The organism is Aeromicrobium massiliense JC14, from assembly GCF_000312105.1.
GTDB lineage: Bacteria > Actinomycetota > Actinomycetes > Propionibacteriales > Nocardioidaceae > Aeromicrobium > Aeromicrobium massiliense.
The window spans coordinates 1,119,142-1,141,277 of the sequence record NZ_HE978636.1 but is presented as its reverse complement, the minus strand read 5'-3'; the positions used below and the strand labels follow the sequence as shown (position 1 = coordinate 1,141,277).

The window sequence follows — 22,136 nt, the reverse complement described above, 5'->3', positions numbered from 1 at the left end:
CCCGCGCACCGTCTACCCTCGAGGCTCCTCGACAGATCGGACGTGTCCATGCGCGGTCCCCGCCCCCGCCGCCGGGCCCTGGTGCTCACGCTCGTCTCCGCCGTCGTGCTCGGCTGCGCCGTGGCCGGCGTCGCCGTCGCGGCGGTCCTGGTCGCCGCTCCGGACGACGAGCCGGCTGCGGCGCCGACCTCGGCGCCGACGCCAGGGTCGACCGGTCCGATGTCTCCTGACGTGGCCGCGGCGGTCGAGATCATGGGGGCGCCCTTCCCAACCGGCCTGGACGCCGAACGGCTCGTCGGTGAGATCGCGGCCAAGACCGAAGGCTGGCCCACCAACCCCTACGGCGAGAGCGAGGTGAGCGGCCTCTGGCGCTGCGCCTGGGAGGCGGAGCTCCTGGCCGCTGCGGAGACCGACGACGCCGGACGCTTCGTCGACGCGACCGAGCACCTGTCCGGCTTCTACGACATGCCGGTCGTCCGACGTCTGCACTCGGATCCGGAGCGGCTCTGGTTCGCGACCGTGATCGAGCCCGTCCGCGAAGGCGACCTGGCTCCGCTCCGCGAGGAGCTGGAGGTCAACTGCGACCCGGACATCGTCCTCTGACCCTTCGACAGGCTCAGGGAGCGGAAGTCGGCTTAGGCACGCTCCGGCCCCTGAGCCTGTCGAAGGCGCCTCAGCGCAGGGGCGCGGCCGTGCGCTCGCGGACCGTCGCCTCGTCGACGCCCGGCGCGAGCTCCACGACCACGAACCCGTCCCCGGCCACGTCGAGCACGGCCAGGTCGGTGACGACGCGCTGCACGACTCCCTGACCGGTGAGCGGCAGCGTGCACCGCTCGACCAGCTTGGCCCCGCCAGAGCGGTCGCAGTGCTCCATGAGCACGATGACCTTGCGCGCGCCATGGACGAGGTCCATGGCGCCACCCATGCCCTTGACCATCTTCCCGGGCACCATCCAGTTCGCCAGGTCGCCGTTCGCGGCCACCTGCATGCCGCCCAGGACGGCGGTGTCGACGTGGCCGCCCCGGATCATCCCGAAGCTCAGCGCCGAGTCGAAGAAGGACGCCCCCGGCAGCACCGTGACGGTCTCCTTGCCGGCGTTGATCAGGTCGGGGTCGACCTGGTCCTCGGTCGGGTACGGACCGGTGCCGAGGATGCCGTTCTCGCTGTGCAGCGTCACGTGGACGCCCTCGGGCAGGTGGTTGGGGATGAGGGTGGGCAGCCCGATGCCGAGGTTGACGTACTCGCCGTCGCCCAGCTCGAGTGCCGCTCGCGCCGCCATCTGCGGCCGGGTCCAGCCCGCCTGCGTCGTCACCTCGGTCATGCCGTCTCCTCCCGCACGGTGCGCTTCTCGACCTGCTTGTGCTGCGGCCCGGTGTGCACGACGCGCTGGACGAAGATGCCGGGCAGGTGCACCTGGGCCGGGTCGATCCCGCCGGGCTCGACGAGCTCCTCGACCTGGGCGATGCAGACGCGGCCGGCCATCGCCGCGAGCGGGTTGAAGTTCCGCGTGGCCAGGTTGAACACCAGGTTGCCCTCGGTGTCGCCGCGCAGCGCGTGGACGAGCGCGACGTCCGCGGTCAGCGACTCCTCGAGGACGTACCGCCGGCCGCCGAGCTCGCGCACCTCCTTCGGCGGGGACGCGACCGCGACCGAGCCGTCCGCGGCGTAGCGCCACGGCAGGCCGCCGTCGGAGATCGGTGTGCCGACGCCGGCCGGCGTGTAGAACGCCGGGATGCCCGCGCCACCGGCCCGCAGCTTCTCGGCCAGCGTGCCCTGCGGGGTCAGCTCGACCTCGAGCTCGCCGGCCAGGTACTGCCGGGCGAACTCCTTGTTCTCGCCCACGTACGAGGCGACGACGCGGCGGATGCGTCCGCGCTCGAGCAGGATGCCGAGCCCGTGGCCGTCGACGCCGCAGTTGTTGGAGTAGACCTCGAGGTCGTCCGCGCCCTGCTCGGCCAGGGCCTCGATGAGCGCGTCCGGGATGCCGGACAGCCCGAAGCCGCCGACCGCGAGCGAGCTGCCGGACGCGACGTCGGCCACGGCCTCGGCGGCGGACGCGACGACCTTGCCGCCGCCGCGGCTCACGCGGTCACCGCCGGCAGGATCCGCGCCCGGACCTCGCCGAACCCGATGCGCCCGCCGTCGACGCCCGGCGCGGTGGCCGAGATCGCGACCTCGTCGCCGTCCTCGAGGAAGGTGCGCGACTCGCCCGAAACCGTGACCGGCTCCGCGCCGCCCCAGGTGAGCTCGATGAACGCGCCGCGCTGGTGCTTCTCGGGGCCCGAGACGGTGCCCGAGCCGAACAGGTCACCGGTGCGGCTGGTGGCGCCGTTGACCGTCATGTGGGCCAGCATCTGCGCCGGCGACCAGTACATCTGCGCGTACGGCGGACGGCTGACGACGTCGCCGTTCCACTCGACCTCGAGGTCGACGTCCAGGCCCCAGGCCTGCTCGGCCCGCAGGTAGGGCAGCACCTCTGGCTCCTGCTCGGGCGTCGGGATCCAGGCGGCCTCGAGCGCGGCGAGCGGCACGACCCACGGCGAGATGGACGTGGCGAACGACTTGCCCAGGTTGGGGCCGAGCGGCACGTACTCCCAGGCCTGGACGTCGCGGGCCGACCAGTCGTTGAGCACCACGACGCCGAAGCAGTGGTCGGCGAAGTCGTCGGTGCCGATGGCCTCGCCCATCTGGGTGCCGGCGCCCACGACGAAGCCGAGCTCGGCCTCGATGTCGAGCCGGCGCGACGGGCCGAACGTCGGGGCGTCCTCACTCGGCGCCTTGCGCTGGCCGCACGGTCGCACGACGTCGACGCCCGACACGACCACCGTGGACGAGCGACCGTGGTAGCCGACCGGCAGGTGCTTCCAGTTGGGCATGAGCGGCTCGGAGTCGGGACGGAACAGCCGGCCGAGGTTCGAGGCGTGGTGCTCGGAGGCGTAGTAGTCGACGTAGTCGGCCACCTCGATCGGCAGGTGCAGGCGGACGTCGGCCAGCGCGTGCACGGCCTCGTCCGGCAGGTCGCCGGCCAGGCGCGCGACCAGGTCGGCGCGGACGGCGTCCCAGCGCGACCGGCCCTGGGCCATGAACGCGTTGAGCGAGGCCGACGCGAACACGTCGTCACCGAGCAGCACGGCCAGGTCGACGACCCGGTCGGCCAGCCGGACGCCGACGCGGGGATGTGAGCCGTCGGTCGAGAAGACGCCGTAGGGCAGGTTGTCGAGCCCGAACAACGAGCCGTCCGGGATGTCGATGCGGGTCATGCGAGCCGTCCTTCGGGGATCGGGGGGATCGAGTCGGGCACGAGGCCGAGCGCGAGCAGGTCGTCGAGCGGCTCGGCCACGCTGCACGACCCGAGCGAGCGGAAGCCGTCGCGCAGGCGGGCGGCCGCCTCGGCGTCGAGCGCGGTCAGCCGCTCGACCAGCACCCGGCCGTCACGCTCGGCCAGCAGGCCGGTCAGCGTGAAGACGTCGGCGCCGGCTTGCGCGGCGGCCACGGTCGCGAGCACGTTGAGGAACCCGTGCTGCTCGAAGCCGGTGTCGGGGTCGGTGCGGCGCACCGCGTGGTGCAGGCCCGCGGTGGCCTTGAACGGGACGCCGCGGCGCACCAGCAGGTCGATGACGGACGCCAGCTCGCGCTCGTCGGGATGGGCGTCCGCGACGACGCCGCCGGTGCGCAGCTTCGCGCGGTACCGGGTGCCGGCCAGGGCGTCCACGACGGCCGGACGACGCTCGTCGCGCGGCACCTCGACGTAGACGTCCAGGCCCGGGCGGCGGGACGCGAGCGCGTCCAGCCCGGCGAGCAGGGTGACGACGTCCTGGCCCGGCGGCACCACCACCTCGACCGCGGCCACCGAGACCGCCGGCAGCGCGGTGGCCCGGGCGACCGTCTCGTCGGCCAGTGCGACGTCCGGCACGGTCAGGCTGAGCACCAGGTCGCCCGGGAACGGCCGCTCGGCCAGCTCGGCGGCCAGCTCGCCCACGCGCGCGGCGGGCAGGACGAACGTGCCGACCAGGTCCGCGTGCGGCGCGCGCTCGTGCACGGCGTGCGCGGCCAGGGCCTCGGGCAGTGGCGCGTTCCCCGGCGGGAAGAGCGACGCGTCGTCGTACAGGCCCGAGACCAGCGGCGACAGGCTCATCGGTTGCGCGCCCACGACTGGTAGTACGTGCCGTCGTCGGTGGCGAGCGCTCCCTCCCCCAGCTCCAGCGGACGGAAGGTGTCGACCATGACGGCGAGCTCGTCGAAGAACTCCGCGCCCAGGCTCGCCTCCATGGCACCGGGCTGCGGGCCGTGGGCGTGGCCGCCGGGGTGCAGCGAGATCGAGCCCTGCCCGATGCCCGAGCCCTTGCGCGCCTCGTAGTCGCCGCCGCAGTAGAACATCACCTCGTCGGAGTCGACGTTGGAGTGGTAGTACGGCACCGGCACCGCGAGCGGGTGGTAGTCGACCTTGCGCGGCACGAAGTTGCAGATGACGAAGTTGTGCCCCTCGAAGGCCTGGTGCGCCGGCGGCGGCTGGTGGATGCGCCCGGTGAGCGGCTCGTAGTCGTGCACCGAGAACTTCCACGGGTACAGGCAGCCGTCCCAGCCGACGACGTCGAACGGGTGGTGCGGCACGACGAAGCGGGTGCCGACGACGCCCCGGCTGGTGCGGTGCTTCACCAGCACCTCGACGTCGGTCTCGTCGACGAGCAGCGTCTCGGTGGGGCCGTGGATGTCGCGCTCGCAGTACGGCGCGTTCTCGAGCAGCTGGCCGAAGCGCGAGCGGAAGCGCTTGGGCGGCTCGATGTGGCTGAACGACTCGATGACGTACGCGCGCAGCGGCTCGTCGCCGGTCGGGATCCAGCGCGACACCGTCGACATCGGGATCATCACGTAGTCGCCGGACTCGACCTCGAGCGCGCCGAACACGGTCTCGACCCGGGCGGTGCCGGACTCGACGTAGACCATCTCGTCGCCGTACGCGTTCTTGTACAGCGGGGACGCCTTGCGGGCGACGGCGTAGTGGATGCGCACGTCGGCGTTGCCCAGCACGAGGCGGCGGCCGGTGACGACGTCGGTCCCGTCCCACGAGTCCTCCGGGAACAGGTCGTGCAGGCGCAGGTGCACCGGGCGCAGCGGATGGTTCGGGGTGAGCGTCTGGTCGGGCAGCACCCACTCGGTCGACTCGACGATCGCCGACGGGATGTGGCGGTGGTAGAGCAGCGCGCTGTCGGAGGAGAAGCCCTCCTCGCCCATGAGCTCCTCGTAGTAGAGGTTGCCCTCGGGGTCGCGGTGCTGGGTGTGACGCTTCGGCGGGACGTGGCCGAGCGAGCGGTAGTGCGCCATGGTCTGGCCTCCTCGTTCGAGTTGATAAATACCTTAACTACATGCCGACGTGACGACAACCACGTTCTCGGCTCGGGGTCTAGCGGCGGTCCCGCACGCCGAAGTCGCGCGCGGTGACCAGCTTGTTCAGCAGGCCGACGAGCGTCTCCTGCTCGTCGGGGGTGAGGACGTCCACCCAAGCCGCCTCGCGCTCGTTCTGGGCGCGGAACGTCTCCTCGATGGCCTCCCGGCCGGCGTCGGACAGCTCGAGCCGGACCGAGCGGCCGTCCTCGGGGTCGGGCGTGCGCAGCAGCACCCCGTCGTCGACCAGCGGCTTGGCCAGGTTCGACACCGCCGCCCGGCTCATGCCGGTCAGCAGGGCCGCGGTCTTGGGCTCGATCGGCCCGGCCAGCCAGACGACGAACACCAGCCGGTAGGCCGACCACGAGCGTCCACGCGGACGGTGGATGGCCGCCTCCAGGTCGTACGTGACCACGTCGGACGCCCGGTTCAGGCTCAGCAGCACCCGGGTGGCCGCCGCGTCGTGGTCGCCGACCCGCGCGCTCAGCCGGCGCGAGGCCAGCTCGACGAAGGACCAGTAGTCGAGGTCCTCGGTGGCGGACATGGGCGTCAGGCTACCGGCCCGGACGCCGGCGGGACCGGGGCCGCGCGGGGCGACCCCGGTCCCCCGGGTCACGCGACCGGCTCGCTGACGCGCGGGGTGCGCTTCTGCTCGCCCTCGCGGACCTTCACCAGGCCGAGCATGACGACCGAGACCACCAGGCAGGCGATCGGGAAGTACAGCCCGATCGTCACGTCGTCGGCCGTGGCGTTCTTGCCGATGACGTACGGCGCGGCGAACCCGCCCAGCGCGGCGATCGTGTTGATCGCGGCCAGGCCGACGGCCGTCTCGGCCCGGGTCAGCACCTGGCTGGCCAGCGCCCAGTACGGCGCCAGGTAGCCCAGCACGCCGATCGCGGTCATCGACAGGAAGATCAGCGCCACCTGCGCGGTGTCGACGGTCAGGATCGTGCCGAGCAGGCCGACCGCGGCGAGCGACAGCGCGCCCATCGTGTGGAACCGGCGCTCCCCGGTGCGGTCGCTGTGCCGGGCGATGAGGAACATGCCGATCGCGCCGACGATGAACGGCAGCGCGCCCAGGAAGCCGATGTTGGTAGACGAGTAGTCCGGGTTCATCTGCTTGATGATCTGCGGCACGAAGAACGTGTAGCCGTACAGTCCGCACGCGGCGAAGAAGTTCGCGACGGCCAGGTGCAGCACGCGCGGGTTCTTGACCGCCTTGAGCAGCTCGCGCCACCCGTCGGCGTCCTCGGGCTCGTCGTACTCGGCCTTGATCGAGCTGTCGACCCAGTCCGCCTCGCGCTTGCTGAGCCACTTCGCGTCCTTGGGCAGCGAGGGCAGCAGGAACAGCACCGCGATGCCGAGCAGCACCGTGGGCGCGCCCTGCAGGATGAACACCCAGCGCCAGCCGCTCAGGTCGAACCACGAGACGTGGTCCAGGATCAGGCCGCCGGTGAACGAGCCGACGATCATCGCGATCGGTTGCGCCATCGCCATCATCGCGATCGCGCGGCCGCGGTCGGCCTGGCGGAACCAGAGCGTCAGGTACAGCAACAGGCCCGGGTAGAGGCCGGCCTCGGCGATGCCGAGCAGGATGCGCACGCCGTACAGCTGGTTGAGGCTCTGCACGAAGCCCATGAGGATCGTCACGAGCCCCCACGAGATGGCGATGCGCGCCAGCCAGACGCGGGCGCCGAACTTCTTGAGCGCCATGTTCGAGGGGACCTCGAAGACCACGTACGCCAGGAAGAAGATCGACGACGCCAGGCCGAACGCGGCCGTCGTGATGCCGAGCTCCTCGCCCATCGTCAGCTGCGCGTAGCTGATGTTGGTGCGATCCATGTAGTTGAAGATGTACAGCAGCATGACGATCGGGATGATGCGCACAGAGATCTTGCGCACGATCGCCTGGCCTTCGGCCTGCGACACGGTGTCGCGGTCAGGTGCTCCCATGAGAGTCTCCTAGTCGGGGGTGGGCGCGGGCCGGGCTCTGGACAAGATCGTCCCGCGTCCACCGTTCACACGGTGGTGGTGGTCCTGGCGACGGCCGCACGGGCCGCTCCGAGACCGGCGATGCGGCCCATGGTCAGGGCGTTGGCGACGGCGTTGCCGCCGCCGACGTACCGGGCGCCGAGCACTCCGGCGCCCGCCTCTCCCGCCGCGAACAGACCGGGGACGGTGTCACCGACCCGGTCGACCACGGCGGCCGAGCCATCGATCTGCAGGCCGGCGTGGGTGCACACCAGCTCGGCAGGACGGATGCGGGCCGCGTAGAACGGCCCGTCCGCGATGGGGGCAGGGGGCTCGCTGACGCCCTTGGCGGCCAGCGAGACGTGCCGCAGGAAGTCGGGGTCCTCCCCCTGCGGAAGCTGCGTGTTCCAGCGCTCGACCGTCGCGACGAGCGCGTCGGCCGGGACGCCCATGAGCCCGGCGAGCTCCTCGAGCGAGTCCGCCCGCAGCGTGCGTCCGGCCTCGGCCTCGGCGAGCACGTGCTCGGCGTCCCAGTGCGCGTAGCCGGCCGGCAGGCTCAGCCGGGCCTTCTCGTCGAAGACGACGTGGCACGGCCCGCCCTGCAGGTCGATGAGTCCGCCGGACACCGCGTACGAGGCGTCCTCGTCCATGAAACGGCGGCCCTGCGGGTTCACGTGGACGCGCGAGCGCGGCGGGAAGCCGGACTGCCAGTGGTGCAGGCGCTGGAAGTAGACGGTGGGCATGAGCAGGCCCCAGTCGTGCCCGACGACGGCCGCGTCGACCTGCTCGCCGAACGCGAGGTGGTCGCCCTGCGAGCCCTCGGCGGCGACGACGAACAGGTCGTCGCCGGCCTCGAGCACCGTCGGGTAGAGCTGCTCGAGCAGCGCGGGGTTCTGCGCGAAGCCGCCGGAGGCGACGACGACCGCGTGCGCGCGCACCTCGATGTCGTCCACCACGACGCCGCGCACCTCGCCGTCCTCGACGAGCAGGCGCTGCACCCGCGCGTTCAGCACCGCCTCGACGCCGTGCTTCTTGCGGGCGGCGTCGAGCGTCTGCACGAGCCCGTAGCCCTGGTCCTTCGGCACGTGGCCGCGCCAGACGTCCTCGACGCCGGCCCGGCACAGGCCGGGCTCGTGGGCGCTGGCCGAGACGACCGCGGGGATCTCGACGCCGAGCTCGAGCAGCCACTCCAGCGTCGGCCCGGCGTTGTCGCAGAACGCCTTGACCAGGCCCGGCTCCAGCAGCCACTGGTTGAGGTCCATGTAGTGCTGGAAGAACTTCTCGGCCGAGTCCTCGACGCCCAGGCCGCGCTGCACGGACGTGCCGGCGGCGGTGAACAGGCCGGCGGACAGCTGCGTGGAGCCGCCCAGCTCCTTCTGCGACTCGAGCAGCAGCACGCTCGCGCCCTGCTCGGCGGCCGAGACGGCGGCGGCCAGCCCGGCCCCGCCTCCTCCGACCACGACGACGTCGACGACGTCCTCCTCGGTGCTCACAGGCTTCCTCCCGACTCCTGGACGATGCGGTGGTACAGGCCGTTGGAGACCAGGCCGCCGTCGACGGTGACCTCGCTGCCCGTCATGTAGGTGGACCGGTCCGACAGCAGGAACAGCACGGCGTCGGTGACCTCGTCGACCGTGGCCATCCGGCCCAGGGGGATCGAGTCGACCGCCGACCGGACGAAGCCGTCCGAGCCCTCCAGCAGGGCGGTGCCCACGAGACCGGGGTGCACGGAGTTGACCCGGACGCCCCACTCGGCGAAGTTGCCGGCCGCGGCTTTCGACAACCCGGTCAGGCCCCACTTGCTCGACGAGTACGCCGGCGAGAAGTAGCCGATCTGGCCCGAGATCGACGAGATGTTCACGATCGAGCCGCCGCCGTTCGCGCGCATGGACGGCGCCACGGCCTTCATGCCGTAGAACGGGCCGAACAGGTTGATGCGCATGGTCAGCTCCCAGACGTCGTCCGGGGTGTCGAGGAAGGCCAGCCGGCGCGAGATGCCGGCGTTGTTGACCAGCCCGCCGATCTCGCCGTGCTCGCCGCGGACCTCGTCGACCACGCGGGCCCAGGCCGCAGCGTCGGTGACGTCGAGCTCGTGGGCCGAGGCGCTCCCGCCGGCCGCGGCGATCGCACCGACGACGTCGGAGGCGTCCGCCACGTCGGCGACGGCGACGTGGCTGCCGGCCGCCGCGAGCGCACGGGCGTGGTTGGCGCCCATGCCGGCCGCGGCGCCGGTGACCAGGACGACGTCCGGGTAGGACTCAGACATGGCGCGAGCCGCCGTCGACGGAGATCGAGTTGCCGGTGACGTAGCGCGCGGCGTCCGAGAGCAGGAACAGCATCGCGCCGAGCACCTCCTCGGGGGCCCCGAAGCGGTGCAGCGGGACGTTGTCGAGCGCCTTGGCCAGGGCCTCGGGGTCGCCCTTGATCCACTGCGTCATCTCGGTGTCGATGAAGCCCGGCGCGATCTGGTTGACCCGGATGCCCTTGTCGCCCAGCTCGAACGCCAGCGACTCGGTGAGGTGGTGCACGGCGGCCTTGGACGCGCAGTACGCGCCGCGGCCGCGACGCACCCGCAGCGCGGAGACCGACGACATGTTGACGATCGCGCCGCCCTCGCCCAGGTGCCGGGCCGCCGCCTGGGCACCGAACAGGACGCCCTCGACGTTGACGTCGAGCGTCGCCGAGATCTGCTCGGGGCTGATCTCCTCGGCCAGCGCGAAGGGGAAGATGCCGGCGTTGTTGATCCAGTAGTCCAGCCGGCCGTGCTCGGCGAGCGCGACCTGGGCGAGCGCCTCGTGGTCGGTCGCGACCGTCACGTCGACCCGGGCGCCGGTCACGCGGCCGGGCTGGTCGACCAGCGCGTCGGTAGCGAGCTCGGCGTTGATCCGCTCGGCGGTGGCCTTCATCGCCACGTCGTCGACGTCGCCGCCGACCACGTGCACGCCGCGGGCCGCCAGGCCCTTGGCGAACTGCGCGCCCATGCCGCGGGCGGCGCCGGTCACGACGGCGACCTTGCCGGGCATCTCGGGGTAGATGGCGCGGATCGTGGCGGTGTTGGTGCGGCCGGGGTTCTCGTCGACGGTGGTCATGGGGTGCTCTCCTCCAGGCGGGGTGGCGCGCCGGCGGCGGTGGCGGCGCAGGGTCTCGGGGTCAGGCGTGGTCGCGGACGACGTCGCGGCGGGCGACGAGCCAGCCGTCGCCGTCGGGCACGAGCCGGTCGTGCAGCGTGGTGAGGCGGACGAGCCGGGCGTCCTCGCCCGGGCGGGTGCCGACGATCTGCAGGTACGCCCGCACGGTCAGGGCGTCCGGCGCCGCGTCGACGACGTCGACGTTGGTGACGACGTGGCGCTGCACGTCGCCGGTGGCGCGTCCGGCCTCGGCGAAGCGCGCGGCGAACGCGGCCAGCGCGTCGACGCCCTCGACCGGGGCGGGGTAGCTCGGCGAGGCGAAGACGCCGTCGGCCGTGAAGGTCGCGGCCCACCCCGCGGCGTCGCCGCCGTCGATGAGGTGGCTCTGCCGGGCGTAGAGGGCGTGGACGGCGGCCGCGGTCCGCGGGTCGGTCGTCGGGCTCATCCGCTACGCTCCCTCTGTGCGTTAATCGCACACACCGTGCGACAAACGCACACACTACGTGCGCCGCGTCACACCGTCAACCGCGGGGTGCGACACGGGTCACAGGAGGTGACGGCCGATGCCCGAGTTCCCTAGATTGACCGGCGTGGAGCTGGACGCCGGGATGTCGAAGACGCTGCACCACGGCCTGGTGATCCTCGAGGAGCTCGCGCGCCGGCCGGAGGGGCTGACGGTCACCGAGGTGGCCGACGCCGTCGGCGTGCACCGCACGGTCGCCCACCGCCTGCTCCGCACGCTCGAGGCGCACCGGCTCGTCCGTCGCGACGAGCACAAGCGCGTGCGCCTCAGCACCGGCCTGGTCTCGCTCGCCGAGTCGGTCGAGCACGGTCTGCGCACCGTCGCCCTGCCGGTGCTGGAGCGCCTGGCCGAGACGACGCAGGCGACGGCCCACCTCGTCGTCCGCGAGACCGAGACCCAGGCGCGCGTGCTGCTCGTGGTGGAGCCGCGCCGCGCCCCGATGCACATCGCCTTCCAGCCGGGCCAGCCGATCGAGATGCCGCGCGGCTCGGCGGCCATGGCGATCCTGGCCACGGAGCCGGTGCTCGACGGCGAACGGCCCGAGGTCGGGCAGGCCCGCCGCGACGGCTACGCCATCTCCGCCGGGGAGGTCGTGCCCAGCACCGTCGGCGTCTCGGTGGGCATCCCGAGCGGGCGCACCACGCCGTCCGCGGCGATCGGGCTGTCGCTGTTCGACGAGGACTCCGCGCGGCGCACGGCGCCGGACGTCGTCGAGGCGGCCCGCGAGCTTCGCGCCCTCCTGCCGTAGGGCCCTGGACGCTGTCGGTGGCCGGTCCTACCGTCGGTCCATGAACCTCTCACTCGCCATGATCACGACCGACTCCACTGATCCGCTCGCCTCCGCCCGCTGGTGGTCCGAGGCGCTCGGCGCCGAGATCGCCCACGAGATGGACGGCTTCGCCGCCCTCGCCCTGCCCGGTGGCACGATGCTCGGCTTCCAGCAGGTCGACGAGCCCACGCCGGGCAAGAACCGTCTGCACTACGACTTCACCGCCGACGACCCGGAGGCCGAGGCCACGCGGCTCGAGGGCCTGGGCGCCACCCGTCACGGCCGCCTCGGCGACGACTCCTTCTGGTGGATCACGCTGAGCGACCCCGACGGCCTGCTGTTCGACGTCGCCCCCTCCCAGGGCTGACGGCTACGGCACCACGGGCAGCTGCGCCGGCGAGACCTGCTCGCCGAGCACGCCGACCAGGAACGACACGAGCCAGCGCTGAGCCGGCGTGCGTGACGCCTCGTGGCGCGCGTAGGCCGCCACCTCCATCGGCTCGGTCTCGAACGGCAGCGGCACGGGGCGCAGCCGGTGCGACGCCGCGAACACCTCGGCCACGTACTCGGGCAGGATCGCGACCAGGTCGGTCGACTCGAGCAGGTACGGCAGCGCCGAGAAGCGGCTGACCTCGACCGCCACGCGGTCCAGCAGGTCGTGCTGGGCCAGCAGCTCGCGGGGCGCCGCGTGCCCGCTGGGCCCCACGACGATGGCATGGCGCTCCTCGCCGAGCCGCTCGAGCGGCACCGCGCCGCGGCCGACGCGCGGATGGTCCTGCGCGACCATGGCGACGTAGCGCTCGCGGAACAGCGGGATGCGCACCGTGCGGTGCGACGTCATCACCGGCGTGGCGACGAACGCGTCCACCTCGCCGCGGGCGAGCTGGCGCTCCACGTCGTCCACGTCGAGCGGACGCACCGTGAACGAGACCTGCGGCGCCGCCTCGCGCGCGGCCGCGGCCAGGCGCGGCAGCAGGGTGACCTCGCCGAGGTCCGAGAGCGCGATCGAGAAGCGGGCCGGCGTCTGATCGGGGTCGAACCCGCCGCCCGCCTGGCTGAGCACCCCGTCGATCTCGGCGACGGCGCGGTGCAGCGGCTCGTACATGCGCTGGGCCGTGGCCGTCGGCACGAGCCCGCGGCCCGTGCGGCGGAACAGCTCGTCGTCGAAGTGCCGCCGCAGCCGCCCGAGGCTGTAGCTCACGGTCGGCTGGGTCACCCGCAGCGCGTCCGCGGTGACCGTGACGCTGCCCGTCTCGTACAGCAGGACGAAGACCCGGGCCAGGTTGAGGTCGAAGTCCTTCATAGACGCACTCTATGTCGACGTCGCGGAACATCTATTGGTACGGGACGGGTGGGACGCCTAGCGTGACGCGGGTCACCCCCATCACGTCCGAGGAGCTCCGTGCCGACCGTCCGCGACACCGTCCACCAGCTGCTGCAGCGCCACGAGATGACCACGATCTTCGGCAACCCGGGGTCGAACGAGCTGCCGTTCCTGGCCGACCTGCCCGACGGCTTCCGCTACGTCCTGGGCCTGCACGAGGGCGCGGTCGTCTCGATGGCCGACGGCTACGCGCAGGCCACCGGACGTCCGGTGCTGGTCAACGTGCACGCCGCGTCCGGTTCGGGCAACGGCATGGGTGCGCTGACCAACGCGGTGGCTGCCCGGACGCCGCTCGTGGTCATGGCCGGCCAGCAGGTGCGGTCGGCGATCGGCGTCGAGGCGAACCTGGCCAACGTCGACGCCACGGCCCTCATGCGCCCGCTCGTCGGCTTCGCGACCGAGCCGGCCTGCGCCGAGGACGTGCCCCGGGCCATGGCCCAGGCGCTGTTCGAGGCCACCCTGCAGCGCCGCCCCACCTACGTGTCGGTGCCGTACGACGACTGGACCGTGCCGGTCGGCGACGCGGTCGCCGGCGTGCTGGACCGGGCCGTCCGCCGGGCCGGGGCGCTCGACGACGAGCAGGGACGCTGGCTGGTCGACCAGCTCACCTCCGCGACGAGCCCCGCGGTCGTGCTCGGCGGCGACGTCGACACGCAGGGCCTGTTCGACCGCGCCGTCGACGTGGCCGAGCGGCTCGGCGCCCCGGTGTGGGCGGCACCGTCGCAGTTCCGGCTGCCGTTCCCGAACCGCCACCCGCTGTTCCGCGGGGTGCTGCCCGCCGGCATCTCCGCCGTGTCCGACGCCCTGGCCGGGCACGACGTCGTGCTGGTCGTGGGCGCGCCGGTCTTCCGCTACCACGAGCACCAGCCCGGGCGCTACCTCCCGGACGGCGCCCGACTCGTGCACGTCACCGACGACGCGAGCGCCGCGGCCCGCGCCCCGGTCGGCGAGACGCTGGTGGCCGACCCGGCGTCCGCCCTGGAGCTGCTGGCCAAGGCGTTCGACCGTCCCGTCGGGACGATCTTCGAGCCGACGCCTCCCCCGGCGCCGCGCGCCGGCGAGGCCGGCCGCCTGCACCCCGAGGAGGTGTTCGCGGCCCTGCGCGACACCCAGCCGGCCGACACGTCGTACGTCGTGGAGTCCACCTCGACCACCGGCTCGTGGTGGCGCCAGATGGACCTGCGCCGGCCCGGCTCGTACTACTTCCCGGCCGCGGGGGGCCTCGGCTACGGCCTGCCCGCGTCGGTCGGCGTGGCCCTCGGCCAGCCCGGACGCCCGGTCGTCGGCGTCATCGGTGACGGCTCGGCCAACTACGGCATCACCGCGCTGTGGACCGCCGCCCAGCACCGGGTCCCGCTGACCGTCGTGCTGCTGCGCAACGGCACCTACGGCGCGCTGCGCTGGTTCGGCGACCTGCTCGGCGTCCCGGACGCGCCCGGCCTGGACGTCCCGGGCCTGGACTTCACCCGCATCGCCGAGGGCTACGGCGTCCCCGCCGTGCACGCCGGCTCCGTCGAGGAGCTGCGCTCGGTGCTCGCGACCCCGCACGACGGCCCGCGCCTGGTGCAGGTCGACACCGTCCTCACCACCCCCAGCTCCTGACCCACCGCCCAGCGAGGGGCACCGTCCCCTCCCCCACCACGGAGGCAACCATGGCACCCGGAACCCGCCCGGAGGCGCTCGCGCCCGACGGCACGAGCCCCGCGCGACGCGTCGACCCCTGGACGGTCGCGCTGTGCTGGATCACGGTCATGCTCGAGGGCTACGACCTGGTCGTGCTGGGCGCGATCATCCCGACCCTGCTCGACACCCAGCACCTCGGCTTCACGGCGGGCGACGCGACGACCGTCGCGACGCTGTCGCTGGTCGGCGTGGCGATCGGCGCGATCTCGGTCGGCCCGCTGAGCGACCGCTTCGGCCGGCGCAAGCTGCTGATCAGCTCGGTCGTGCTGTTCTCGCTGTTCACCATCGCGGTGCCGTGGGCCGACTCGATCACCATGTTCGCGGCGCTGCGGTTCATCGCCGGTCTCGGCCTGGGCGCCTGCATGCCGGTGTCGCTGACGCTCATGGCCGAGAGCCTGCCCGCGCGCCAGCGTGCCCGGGCCAGCACGCTGACCATGACCGGCTACCACACCGGTGCCGTCATCACGTCCCTGCTGGCGCTGCAGTTCGCCAGCCACTGGCAGTGGCTGTTCTACGTGCTGGGCGCCGTCGGCTTGGTGATCGCCGTCATCCAGTGGTTCAAGCTGCCCGAGTCCGAGGCGTTCCTGGCCGCGTCCAACGGCGGCGAGCGCAAGAAGGTGCCGTACACCGACCTGCTCAAGCCCGCCCTGCTGCGCGCGTGCGTGGGCGTCTGGATCGCCTCGTTCATGGGCCTGCTGCTCGTCTACGGACTGAACACCTGGCTGCCGCAGCTCATGCGCTCGGCCGGCTACGCGGTGCCCGAGGCCGTCACCCAGCTGCTGATCCTCAACGCCGGTGGCATCGTCGGCCTGGTCGTCGGCGGCTTCGTCGCCGACCGCCGCGGCATCAAGTGGACCGCGCTGGTCTGGTTCGCCGTCGCCGCGGTCATGCTGGCGCTGCTCAGCATCAAGATGGACAGCGACCTGGTGCTGAGCGTCGTGGTGTTCTTCACCGGCGTGTTCGTGTTCTCCGCGCAGGTGCTGGTCTACGCCTACGTGACAAACTACTTCCCCGCCGACATCCGCGGCACCGCCCTCGGCTCGGCCTCGGGCATCGGGCGCCTCGGCTCGATCGTCGGACCGACGATCACCGGCGCGCTCGTGGCGGCCGGCTGGGGCCACCCGTGGGGCTTCTACTTCTTCGCCCTCGTGGGCGTGCTGGCCGTGGCCGCCGTGGCGACCCTGCCGCGCGGCACCGCGGCCGAGGAGGCCTGAGCCAGGAACGACGACGCCGCCGGTCGCGCCCCTCGGGGCAGCGGCCGGCGGCGTCGGTGCGTGCGGGTCAGACCGCGGCGAGGGCCTGGACGGCGGAGGCGAAGAAGCCCAGCCCGTCCGTGCCCGGACCGCAGAGGTCCTCGACCGCGTGCTCGGGGTGCGGCATGAGGCCGACCACGTTGCCGCGCTCGTTGGTGACGCCGGCGATGTCGCGCAGCGAGCCGTTCGGGTTGGCGCCGACGTAGCGGACGACGACGCGTCCCTCGCCCTCGAGCCGGTCGAGCGTCTCGGCGTCGGCCACGAAGCCGCCCTCACCGTTCTTGAGCGGCACCGTGACGTGCTGGCCCTGCTCGTACGCCTGCGTCCAGGCGGTGCCGGCGTTCTCGACGACGAGCTCCTGGTCGCGGCACACGAACGTGCGGTGGTCGTTGCGGATCAGGGCGCCGGGCAGCAGGTGCGACTCGCACAGGATCTGGAAGCCGTTGCAGATGCCCAGCACCGGCATGCCCTTGCTCGCGCCCTCGATCACCTCGGTCATGACCGGGGCGAAGCGGGCGATGGCGCCGCAGCGCAGGTAGTCGCCGTAGCTGAAGCCACCGGGCAGGATGACCGCGTCGACGCCCTTGAGATCGTGGTCGCCGTGCCACAGCGCGACCGGCTCGGCACCGGCCAGGCGGACGGCGCGCTGCGCGTCGACGTCGTCGAGCGAGCCGGGGAAGGTGACGACGCCGATCTTCACGCGTCCACCTCGACCCGGACCGTGTAGTCCTCGATGACCGGGTTGCTCAGCAGGGTGCCGGCGATGCGGTCGATCTCGGCGAGCGTGGCCTCGTCGGCCTGCTCGACCTCGAGCTCGAACCGCTTGCCCTGGCGGACGTCGGTGACCCCGGTGAAGCCCAGGCGCGGCAGCGCGCCGTGCACGGCCTTGCCCTGGGGGTCGAGGATCTCGGGCTTGGGCATCACGTCGACGATCACACGGGCCACGGGGCGCTCCTAGGAAGACGAGGGGGCAGCAGGCTCATCGTACCGAGACGAGCCTGCTGCCCCGACGGGGCCGCCGCTAGGACAGCTCGCGCTTGAGGATCTTGCCCGTGGACGTCATGGGCAGGGAGTCCACGACCTGGACCACGCGCGGGTACTTGTACGCCGCCAGCTGCTCCTTGCTCCACGCGACGATCTCGGCGGGGTCGACCTCGGTGCCCGGGATGGGCACCACGAACGCCTTGATCTCCTCGCCGTGCGACTCGTGCGGCACGCCGATGACGGCGCACAGCGAGACCGCCGGGTGCGTCATCAGCACCTCCTCGATCTCGCGCGGGTACACGTTGAAGCCGCCGCGGATGATCATGTCCTTGGAGCGGTCGACTATGTAGTAGAAGCCGTCGGCGTCCTTCTTGGCCAGGTCGCCGCTGCGGAACCAACCGTCCTGGATCGCCTCGGCCGTCGCCTCGGGCCGGTTGTAGTAGCCCTTCATGACGTTGTGGCCCTTGATGGCGATCTCGCCGACCGCGTCGGGGTCGTCGGCCACGTCGGACCAGTCGGGGTTGATCAGCTTCATCTCGACGCCGGGGATCGGGACGCCGATCGAGCCGACCCGCGGCTCCTCGCCGTAGCGCGAGAACGAGGCGACCGGCGACGTCTCGGACAGGCCGTAGCCCTCCAGGATCGTCACGCCGAAGCGCTCGCGGAACTGGTGGTGGATCTCCTTGGGCAGCGCGGCGCCACCGGCCACGGCCACCCGCAGGTTCTTGGCCAGCGAGTCGACGTCAACGGTGTCGTCCAGCGCGGTCAGCAGGCCCCAGTACATCGTCGGGACGCCGGCGAAGAAGGTGACCTTCTCGCGCAGCATGAGGCCGATCGCCGGGGCCGCCTCGAACCGGGGCAGCATGACGACCGTGCCGCCGTAGGCCATCGAGCCGTTCTGGATGACGGTCTGGCCGAAGGAGTGGAACAGCGGCAGCACGCACAGGTACGTGTCCGGGTTCGTCGCGTCGGCGTTGAACAGCGCGGCACCGGACGTGGCGTTGTCGCGCATGTTGCGGTGGCGCAGCTCGGCGCCCTTGGGCTGGCCGGTGGTGCCGGACGTGTAGAGGATCACCGCGGTGTCCTCGTCGTCGCGCTCGACGGTCTCGAACGTGGGCGGCTGCTCGGCGACGAGCGGCGCGTAGTGCTCGGGACCCACGAGCGGCGCCGGGGCGGCCGAGTCGAGCTTGATCAGGAAGAACTCGGTGCAGGCCTCGGCCTGCTGGAAGCCGGCCCACGCCTCGTCGCCGATGGCCAGGTCGGGCGTGCCCTCGAAGGCGAAGTAGGCCTTCGCGTCGGAGTCGGCCAGGTGGTAGGCGACCTCGCGACCCTTGAGCAGGATGTTCAGCGGGACGACCGTCGCGCCGGCCTTGAGGATGCCGAAGTAGATGATCGTGAAGTACGGCAGGTTCGGGCACGAGAGGGCGACCTTGTCGCCGGGCTCGATGCCGCGCGACACCAGCAGGTTGGCGACCTGGTTGGCCGCGCCGTTCACCTGGGGATAGCTCAGGGTCGTGTCGCCGAAGACGATCGCGGTGCGGTCGGGGTAGCTCGCGGTGGCATCGTCGAGCAGGGTCGCCAGGTTGGTCATGGATGGTGCTCCCTCGTGGTGAGTGTGACCGTCGTCGCACTCACTCTAGTGGCGGGCACCACACATCTGACGGTGGTGTCAGAACGTCCGGCCCGTGAGCTGCTCGTACGCCTGGACGTAGCGGGCGCGCGTGCGCTCGACGACCTCGTCGGGCAGGCGCGGCGGCGGCTCCTCGCCGCGGCGGTCCCAGCCGCTCTCCTGGGTGAGCCAGTCGCGGACGTACTGCTTGTCGAACGACGCCTGGGCGCGTCCGGGCGCGTAGGAGTCGGCCGGCCAGAAGCGCGAGGAGTCCGGGGTCAGCACCTCGTCGCCCAGCACGATCGTGCCGTCGGGGCGGCGGCCGAGCTCGAGCTTGGTGTCGGCCAGGACGATGCCGCGCTCGCGGGCCACAGACTCGGCGCGGGCGTAGACGGCCAGGCTCAGCTCGCGCAGGCGCTCGGCGTGCTCGCGACCGATCGTGTCGACGACGGCCTCGAACGAGACGTTCTCGTCGTGCTCGCCGATCGCGGCCTTCGTCGCGGGGGTGAAGATCGGCTCGGGCAGCCGGTCGCCGTCCACGAGGCCGGCGGGCAGCCGGACGCCGCACACCTCGCCGGTGGCCCGGTAGTCCTCCAGGCCGGAGCCGGTCAGGTAGCCGCGCACGACGCACTCGACCGGGAACATGTCGAGCCTCTCGACCACGAGGGCGCGTCCGCGGACGGACTCCGGGACGTCCGTCGAAACGACGTGGTTGGGCACGAGGTCGGCCAGCTGGTCAAACCACCACAGCGACATGCGCGTGAGGATCTCGCCCTTGTCCGGGATGCCGGGCTCCAGCGAGAAGTCGTAGGCCGAGATGCGGTCCGAGGCGACCATCAGCAGGTTGCCGTCGGCGAGCTCGTACAGGTCGCGCACCTTGCCCGAGTGCAGGTGGGTGGCGCCGGGGATGTCGAGAGGCACGGCGTCAGCCTAGTGGCGCGGCGCCGCCGGCCTCACGAGCGTCTCGCGCGCACGTCCGCGCCGAGCCGCGCACGTCCGCGCTGAGACGTGGAAGGCGGCCGGCCCGGGCTCGGGGGAACCTGGGCCGGCCGCCGCTGGTGGGCGGCCCGCCCCCGATCGGGGGGACGGGGCGAGCCGCCGGTCTGAAGGACGCTCAGCGCACGGTGCGGATGAGCTTCTTGTTGACGAACTCGTCCATGCCGAAGCGGCCGAGCTCGCGGCCGAAGCCCGAGCGCTTGACGCCGCCGAACGGCAGCTCCGCGCCCTCGGCGCCGACGCCGTTGACGAAGACCATGCCGGTCTCCAGGCGGTCGGCGACGCGGGCGGCCTGGTCGGCGTCGTCGGTGAAGACGTACGAGCCCAGGCCGTAGGGGGTGTCGTTGGCCAGCGCGACCGCCTCGTCCTCGTCGGCGGCCTTGAAGACCATCGCGACGGGGCCGAACAGCTCCTGGTGGAACACCTCGTCGCCGGGCTTCACGCCGGTGAGGACGCCGGGCGGGAAGTGCGCACCGCGACGCTCGCCGGCGCTCTTCAGCTCGGCGCCCTGCTCGACCGCGCGCTGCACCTGCTGCTCCAGGTTCGCCGCGGCCTGCTCCGACGACAGCGGGGCGAGGCCCTCGGCCGAGGCCAGGATGCCGGCGGTGAACTTCTCGACGAAGTCGTCGTAGAGGTCCGCGGCCACGATGAACCGCTTGCCGGCGTTGCAGGCCTGTCCGGTGTTGTCCAGGCGCGCCACGACGGCGGCCTCGACCGTCTCGTCCAGGTCGCTCGCGCCCAGGACGATGAACGGGTCCGAGCCACCCAGCTCGAGCACGACCTTCTTGAGGTGACGGCCGGCGATCTCGGCGACCGCCGCACCCGCCCGCTCCGAGCCGGTCAGCGAGACGCCGGCCACGCGCGGGTCGGCAATGATGTCGGCGACCTGCTCGTTGGTGGCGTAGACGTTGACGTACGCGCCCTCGGGGAATCCGGCGTCGCGGTACATCTGCTCGATCGCCGCGGCCGACTCCGGGCACTGCGGGGCGTGCTTGAGCACGACCGTGTTGCCGGTGGCCAGGTTCGGCGCCGCGAAGCGGGCAACCTGGTAGTACGGGAAGTTCCACGGCATGATCCCGAGCAGCACGCCGACCGGGCTGCGACGCACCAGCGCCGACCCCTCGCCGCCGAGCAGCTCGACCGGCTCGTCGGCCAGCAGGCGCTCGGCGTTGTCGGCGTAGAACGCGTGGATCTCGGCGCTGAAGTCGACCTCGCCGAGGGCGTCCTCGAGCGGCTTGCCCATCTCGCGGACGATGATCGCCGCCAGCTCGTCGCGCCGCTCGGTGTGCAGCTCGCCGACGCGGCGCACCAGCGCCGCGCGCTCGGCCACCGTGGTCGTGCGGCCCCAGCGGGACGCCGCGGCGTGGGCCGAGGCCACCGCCTGCTCGACGTCCTGCGCCGTCGCCGTCGGGTACTCCTGGACGACCTCTCCCGTGGCGGGGTCGGTCACCGCGTAGATCGTGCTCATCGCGCCTCCTTGGTCTGGTGCGACGAGCCTGCACCAGTCTCGTGCCGGAGCGCCAGCAGGGACACGAGGTCGTACGCGACGTGCGACGCCGCGACGCCCGTGATGTCGGCGTGGTCGTAGGCCGGGGCGACCTCCACGACGTCCGCGCCGACGACGTTCAACCCGCGGAAGCCGCGCAGGATCTCCAGCAGCTCGCGGCTCGTGATGCCGCCCGCCTCGGGCGTGCCGGTGCCCGGCGCATGGGCCGGGTCGAGCACGTCGATGTCGATCGAGACGTAGACCGGACGGCTACCCAGGCGCTGGCGCAGCCGGTCGACGACCTCGACGACGCCCTGGTGGTAGACGTCCGCGGACGTGACGATGCCGAAGCCGAAGCGGCGGTCGTCCTCGAGGTCCTTCTTGCCGTACAGCGGGCCGCGGGTGCCGACGTGGCTGAGCGCCTCGGTGTCGAGGATGCCCTCCTCGACGGCGCGGCGGAACGGCGTCCCGTGCGTGTACTCGGCGCCGAAGTAGGTGTCCCAGGTGTCCAGGTGGGCGTCGAAGTGGACGAGCGCGACCGGGCCGTGCCGCTCGGCGGCGGCCCGCAGCAGCGGCAGGGAGATGGTGTGGTCGCCGCCGATCGTCACCAGGGTGCGTCCGTCGGCGGTCAGGTCGAGCGCCGCGGCCTGGATCGTGTCGACCGCCTCGTCGATCGAGAACGGGTTGACCGCCACGTCGCCGGCGTCGGCGACCTGGGCGACGTCGAACGGCGCGACGTCCAGCGCCGGGTGGTACGGCCGCAGCAGGCGCGAGGCCTCGCGGACGTGCGTCGGCCCGAAGCGGGCGCCCGGGCGGTACGAGACGCCGGTGTCGAACGGGATGCCCGCCACGACGATGTCGGCACGCTCGACCTGCTCCAGCCGCGGCAGCCGCGCGAACGAGGCCGGCCCGGCGTAGCGCGGGGTGAGCGAGCTGTCGATCGGTCCGATGGTGCTCATGGGGTCCTT

23 protein-coding genes are annotated in these 22,136 nt (G+C 72.5%); 5 read left to right on the top strand and 18 right to left on the bottom strand.

What is annotated here, in order from left to right; all coding sequences use genetic code 11:
• Positions 1–48: 48 nt before the first annotated feature.
• Complete coding sequence (locus tag HGAM_RS05765; protein ID WP_019144527.1) at positions 49–603, top strand: hypothetical protein; 555 nt, start codon at positions 49–51, stop codon at positions 601–603.
• Positions 604–673: 70 nt separating this feature from the next.
• Here the strand turns inward: HGAM_RS05765 and HGAM_RS05760 are convergent, their stop codons facing one another.
• The 11 genes from HGAM_RS05760 to HGAM_RS05710 form a co-directional block, all read right to left on the bottom strand.
• Complete coding sequence (locus HGAM_RS05760) at positions 674–1,321, bottom strand: CoA transferase subunit B (protein WP_019144526.1); 648 nt, start codon at positions 1,319–1,321, stop codon at positions 674–676.
• Positions 1,318–2,085 carry a CoA transferase subunit A gene (locus tag HGAM_RS05755; RefSeq protein WP_019144525.1) on the bottom strand — a complete coding sequence of 256 codons (768 nt, stop codon included), beginning with the start codon at positions 2,083–2,085 and terminating at the stop codon, positions 1,318–1,320. The genes HGAM_RS05760 and HGAM_RS05755 overlap by 4 nt, the downstream gene beginning before the upstream one ends.
• Positions 2,082–3,260 (bottom strand): fumarylacetoacetase, encoded by a 1,179-nt coding sequence (gene fahA / locus HGAM_RS05750; protein WP_019144524.1) that lies wholly within the window; start codon positions 3,258–3,260, stop codon positions 2,082–2,084. Before fahA ends, HGAM_RS05755 begins: the two co-directional genes overlap by 4 nt.
• Positions 3,257–4,135, bottom strand: a complete 879-nt coding sequence (locus tag HGAM_RS05745) for a hypothetical protein (RefSeq protein WP_019144523.1) — start codon at positions 4,133–4,135, stop codon at positions 3,257–3,259. Before HGAM_RS05745 ends, fahA begins: the two co-directional genes overlap by 4 nt.
• Positions 4,132–5,322: a homogentisate 1,2-dioxygenase gene (locus HGAM_RS05740; protein ID WP_019144522.1), complete on the bottom strand. Its 1,191-nt coding sequence runs from the start codon at positions 5,320–5,322 to the stop codon at positions 4,132–4,134. Before HGAM_RS05740 ends, HGAM_RS05745 begins: the two co-directional genes overlap by 4 nt.
• A 79-nt stretch (positions 5,323–5,401) precedes the next feature.
• Positions 5,402–5,926 (bottom strand): MarR family winged helix-turn-helix transcriptional regulator, encoded by a 525-nt coding sequence (locus HGAM_RS05735; protein ID WP_019144521.1) that lies wholly within the window; start codon positions 5,924–5,926, stop codon positions 5,402–5,404.
• 68 nt (positions 5,927–5,994) lie between these two features.
• A complete protein-coding gene (locus HGAM_RS17955) occupies positions 5,995–7,335 on the bottom strand; it encodes an MFS transporter (RefSeq protein ID WP_019144520.1) in 1,341 nt (446 codons plus the stop codon).
• Positions 7,336–7,400: 65 nt separating this feature from the next.
• Positions 7,401–8,846, bottom strand: coding sequence for an FAD-dependent oxidoreductase (locus HGAM_RS05725; protein ID WP_019144519.1), 1,446 nt, complete (start codon positions 8,844–8,846; stop codon positions 7,401–7,403).
• Positions 8,843–9,619 carry an SDR family NAD(P)-dependent oxidoreductase gene (locus tag HGAM_RS20755; protein ID WP_019144518.1) on the bottom strand — a complete coding sequence of 259 codons (777 nt, stop codon included), beginning with the start codon at positions 9,617–9,619 and terminating at the stop codon, positions 8,843–8,845. The genes HGAM_RS05725 and HGAM_RS20755 overlap by 4 nt, the downstream gene beginning before the upstream one ends.
• Positions 9,612–10,442 carry an SDR family NAD(P)-dependent oxidoreductase gene (locus tag HGAM_RS05715; RefSeq protein ID WP_019144517.1) on the bottom strand — a complete coding sequence of 277 codons (831 nt, stop codon included), beginning with the start codon at positions 10,440–10,442 and terminating at the stop codon, positions 9,612–9,614. The genes HGAM_RS20755 and HGAM_RS05715 overlap by 8 nt, the downstream gene beginning before the upstream one ends.
• 61 nt (positions 10,443–10,503) lie before the next feature.
• On the bottom strand, positions 10,504–10,926 hold the full coding sequence (locus HGAM_RS05710; RefSeq protein ID WP_019144516.1) for a nuclear transport factor 2 family protein: 423 nt from the start codon (positions 10,924–10,926) through the stop codon (positions 10,504–10,506).
• Between the two features lie 118 nt (positions 10,927–11,044).
• On the opposite strand from HGAM_RS05710, the gene HGAM_RS05705 reads away from it, so the two are divergent.
• Both HGAM_RS05705 and HGAM_RS05700 read left to right on the top strand, forming a co-directional pair.
• A complete protein-coding gene (locus HGAM_RS05705) occupies positions 11,045–11,752 on the top strand; it encodes an IclR family transcriptional regulator (RefSeq protein WP_038951587.1) in 708 nt (235 codons plus the stop codon).
• A 40-nt stretch (positions 11,753–11,792) separates the two neighbouring features.
• A complete protein-coding gene (locus tag HGAM_RS05700; RefSeq protein ID WP_019144514.1) occupies positions 11,793–12,140 on the top strand; it encodes a VOC family protein in 348 nt (115 codons plus the stop codon).
• Between the two features lie 3 nt (positions 12,141–12,143).
• On the opposite strand, the gene HGAM_RS05695 is transcribed toward HGAM_RS05700, so the two are convergent.
• Complete coding sequence (locus HGAM_RS05695) at positions 12,144–13,076, bottom strand: LysR family transcriptional regulator (protein WP_019144513.1); 933 nt, start codon at positions 13,074–13,076, stop codon at positions 12,144–12,146.
• Between the two features lie 99 nt (positions 13,077–13,175).
• Between HGAM_RS05695 and mdlC the strand changes: the two genes are divergently transcribed.
• Positions 13,176–14,759 (top strand): benzoylformate decarboxylase, encoded by a 1,584-nt coding sequence (mdlC, locus tag HGAM_RS05690; protein WP_019144512.1) that lies wholly within the window; start codon positions 13,176–13,178, stop codon positions 14,757–14,759.
• A 50-nt stretch (positions 14,760–14,809) separates the two neighbouring features.
• Positions 14,810–16,054 (top strand): MFS transporter, encoded by a 1,245-nt coding sequence (locus HGAM_RS17950; protein ID WP_019144511.1) that lies wholly within the window; start codon positions 14,810–14,812, stop codon positions 16,052–16,054.
• A 67-nt stretch (positions 16,055–16,121) separates the two neighbouring features.
• Here HGAM_RS17950 and purQ read toward each other — a convergent pair whose 3' ends face one another.
• The 6 genes from purQ to speB all read right to left on the bottom strand — a co-directional run bounded on the left by purQ (position 16,122) and on the right by speB (position 22,127).
• Entirely contained in the window at positions 16,122–16,793 is a 672-nt protein-coding gene (gene purQ / locus HGAM_RS05680) for a phosphoribosylformylglycinamidine synthase subunit PurQ (protein ID WP_019144510.1), read from the bottom strand.
• The gene (gene purS / locus HGAM_RS05675; protein ID WP_019144509.1) at positions 16,790–17,038 is read right to left on the bottom strand and encodes a phosphoribosylformylglycinamidine synthase subunit PurS; all 249 of its coding nucleotides are present in this window, start codon (positions 17,036–17,038) and stop codon (positions 16,790–16,792) included. Before purS ends, purQ begins: the two co-directional genes overlap by 4 nt.
• Positions 17,039–17,114: 76 nt before the next feature.
• Entirely contained in the window at positions 17,115–18,668 is a 1,554-nt protein-coding gene (locus tag HGAM_RS05670) for a long-chain-fatty-acid--CoA ligase (protein WP_019144508.1), read from the bottom strand.
• A gap of 78 nt (positions 18,669–18,746) precedes the next feature.
• A complete protein-coding gene (locus HGAM_RS05665) occupies positions 18,747–19,607 on the bottom strand; it encodes a phosphoribosylaminoimidazolesuccinocarboxamide synthase (RefSeq protein WP_019144507.1) in 861 nt (286 codons plus the stop codon).
• 193 nt (positions 19,608–19,800) lie between these two features.
• Entirely contained in the window at positions 19,801–21,150 is a 1,350-nt protein-coding gene (locus tag HGAM_RS05660; protein WP_019144506.1) for an NAD-dependent succinate-semialdehyde dehydrogenase, read from the bottom strand.
• Positions 21,147–22,127 (bottom strand): agmatinase, encoded by a 981-nt coding sequence (speB, locus tag HGAM_RS17945; protein ID WP_019144505.1) that lies wholly within the window; start codon positions 22,125–22,127, stop codon positions 21,147–21,149. Before speB ends, HGAM_RS05660 begins: the two co-directional genes overlap by 4 nt.
• Positions 22,128–22,136 lie beyond the last annotated feature (9 nt).

What these genes read in the sequence shown, in the direction of transcription:
- speB (WP_019144505.1), bottom strand. Translation starts at nt 22,127, where the DNA reads ATGAGCACCATCGGACCGATCGACAGCTCGCTCACCCCGCGCTACGCC.
- HGAM_RS05740 (WP_019144522.1), bottom strand. Translation starts at nt 5,322, where the DNA reads ATGGCGCACTACCGCTCGCTCGGCCACGTCCCGCCGAAGCGTCACACC.
- HGAM_RS05715 (WP_019144517.1), bottom strand. Translation starts at nt 10,442, where the DNA reads ATGACCACCGTCGACGAGAACCCCGGCCGCACCAACACCGCCACGATC.
- HGAM_RS05710 (WP_019144516.1), bottom strand. Translation starts at nt 10,926, where the DNA reads ATGAGCCCGACGACCGACCCGCGGACCGCGGCCGCCGTCCACGCCCTC.
- HGAM_RS05745 (WP_019144523.1), bottom strand. Translation starts at nt 4,135, where the DNA reads ATGAGCCTGTCGCCGCTGGTCTCGGGCCTGTACGACGACGCGTCGCTC.
- HGAM_RS05705 (WP_038951587.1), top strand. Translation starts at nt 11,045, where the DNA reads ATGCCCGAGTTCCCTAGATTGACCGGCGTGGAGCTGGACGCCGGGATG.
- HGAM_RS17950 (WP_019144511.1), top strand. Translation starts at nt 14,810, where the DNA reads ATGGCACCCGGAACCCGCCCGGAGGCGCTCGCGCCCGACGGCACGAGC.
- HGAM_RS05760 (WP_019144526.1), bottom strand. Translation starts at nt 1,321, where the DNA reads ATGACCGAGGTGACGACGCAGGCGGGCTGGACCCGGCCGCAGATGGCG.
- fahA (WP_019144524.1), bottom strand. Translation starts at nt 3,260, where the DNA reads ATGACCCGCATCGACATCCCGGACGGCTCGTTGTTCGGGCTCGACAAC.
- HGAM_RS05660 (WP_019144506.1), bottom strand. Translation starts at nt 21,150, where the DNA reads ATGAGCACGATCTACGCGGTGACCGACCCCGCCACGGGAGAGGTCGTC.
- HGAM_RS05670 (WP_019144508.1), bottom strand. Translation starts at nt 18,668, where the DNA reads ATGACCAACCTGGCGACCCTGCTCGACGATGCCACCGCGAGCTACCCC.
- HGAM_RS05695 (WP_019144513.1), bottom strand. Translation starts at nt 13,076, where the DNA reads ATGAAGGACTTCGACCTCAACCTGGCCCGGGTCTTCGTCCTGCTGTAC.
- HGAM_RS05765 (WP_019144527.1), top strand. Translation starts at nt 49, where the DNA reads ATGCGCGGTCCCCGCCCCCGCCGCCGGGCCCTGGTGCTCACGCTCGTC.
- HGAM_RS17955 (WP_019144520.1), bottom strand. Translation starts at nt 7,335, where the DNA reads ATGGGAGCACCTGACCGCGACACCGTGTCGCAGGCCGAAGGCCAGGCG.
- HGAM_RS05735 (WP_019144521.1), bottom strand. Translation starts at nt 5,926, where the DNA reads ATGTCCGCCACCGAGGACCTCGACTACTGGTCCTTCGTCGAGCTGGCC.
- HGAM_RS05700 (WP_019144514.1), top strand. Translation starts at nt 11,793, where the DNA reads ATGAACCTCTCACTCGCCATGATCACGACCGACTCCACTGATCCGCTC.
- HGAM_RS20755 (WP_019144518.1), bottom strand. Translation starts at nt 9,619, where the DNA reads ATGTCTGAGTCCTACCCGGACGTCGTCCTGGTCACCGGCGCCGCGGCC.